Source organism: Streptococcus sp. SM3 (assembly GCF_027497875.1).
The window spans coordinates 1-1,077 of record NZ_JAJNSA010000221.1 but is presented as its reverse complement, the minus strand read 5'-3'; the positions used below and the strand labels follow the sequence as shown (position 1 = coordinate 1,077).

1 protein-coding gene is annotated in these 1,077 nt (G+C 40.7%); it reads left to right on the top strand.

Features of this window, described 5'->3' with window-relative positions; genetic code table 11:
- Window positions 1-1,022 (top strand): S66 peptidase family protein (locus tag PAN06_RS14325; protein WP_269796667.1); only part of this gene is annotated, 1,022 nt, incomplete at its 5' end.
- Window positions 1,023-1,077 lie beyond the last annotated feature (55 nt).

The following is a 1,077-nucleotide window of genomic DNA, read 5'->3' as shown; positions in this document are numbered from 1 at the left end:
TTGGTGTTGTTAGTTTATCTAGTGGCATTATCGGAGAGGACTTTGTCAAACACGAAGTGGACTTGGGTGTCCAACGTCTCAAGAACCTGGGACTCAATCCTACCTTTTTGCCTCATTCGCTAAAAGGATTAGACTTTATCAAGGACCATCCTGAAGCTCGTGCAGAGGATTTGATTCATGCCTTTTCTGATGATAGCATCGACATGATCCTATGCGCCATCGGTGGAGACGATACCTATCGCTTACTACCTTATCTTTTTGAAAATGACCAACTACAAAAGGTTATCAAACAAAAAATTTTTCTTGGCTTCTCGGATACAACCATGAACCATCTCATGTTGCATAAACTAGGAATCAAAACTTTTTATGGTCAATCCTTCCTAGCAGACATTTGTGAATTAGAAAAAGAAATGCTAGCCTATAGCCTTCACTACTTTAAAGAATTGATTGAGACAGGAAGAATCTCAGAAATACGCCCTAGCAATGTTTGGTATGAGGAACGAACTGATTTTAGTCCCAAGGCTCTGGGAACACCTCGTATCAGTCATGCAAACACTGGTTTTGACTTGTTGCAAGGAAATGCCCAATTCGAAGGGGAAATCCTCGGTGGTTGCCTCGAATCTCTCTACGATATCTTTGACAACTCTCGATACGCAGACAGCACGGAGCTCTGCCAAAAATACAAACTTTTCCCTGACTTGTCAGACTGGGAAGGAAAAATCCTCCTGCTAGAAACAAGCGAAGAAAAGCCTGAGCCGGAAGACTTCAAAAAGATGTTACGGACTTTAAAGGACAATGGTATATTCGAGGTAATCAGTGGACTCTTGGTCGGAAAACCTATGGATGAAACTTTCTATGACGACTATAAAGAGGCACTATTGGATATCATTGATAGCAATATCCCGATTGTCTATAATTTGAATGTCGGCCACGCAACTCCAAGAGCAATTGTCCCCTTCGGAGTTCACGCCTATGTAGATGCAAAGGAGCAAATCATTCGCTTTGACTATAACAAAAAATAAATAGTTTCTCTATTTTTGTGCTTTTGTATTCGTTTTCGTTACAATTTGTATCTGA